The organism is Shigella sp. FC1967, from assembly GCF_001743005.1.
Taxonomy (GTDB): domain Bacteria; phylum Pseudomonadota; class Gammaproteobacteria; order Enterobacterales; family Enterobacteriaceae; genus Proteus.
Genome location: NZ_MIIZ01000285.1, coordinates 1 through 248, shown reverse-complemented (window position 1 = coordinate 248; position 248 = coordinate 1). Strand labels below are relative to the sequence as shown.

1 protein-coding gene is annotated in these 248 nt (G+C 44.4%); it reads left to right on the top strand.

Going from position 1 to position 248, the window contains the following annotated elements:
• Positions 1–248, top strand: a 248-nt coding sequence (locus tag BHE89_RS23620; protein WP_216080971.1) for a hypothetical protein, incomplete at both ends; no start/stop codon positions are given.

Here is a 248-nt window from a genome sequence, read left to right as displayed (position 1 = left end):
AAACGCCCACCGTGCTTTATTCAGCTCCTTTCAAGGCGACGGCTGAAACGCTTTCCAATGACTTAAAAACGCTTTTACCTGCATTAGTGGAACAAGGTACACAAGCAGTCTTACATAATCAAACACAGACCTATTTACTGGCTTTAGCCCGCTTTTTGCAGTATGAAGGATGTGAAAAACTCGCCAATAACTTGGCTCCACTATTATCAGGTTATCGCTCGTTGCCGTTTGCGGGTGTGCTCTTTAGT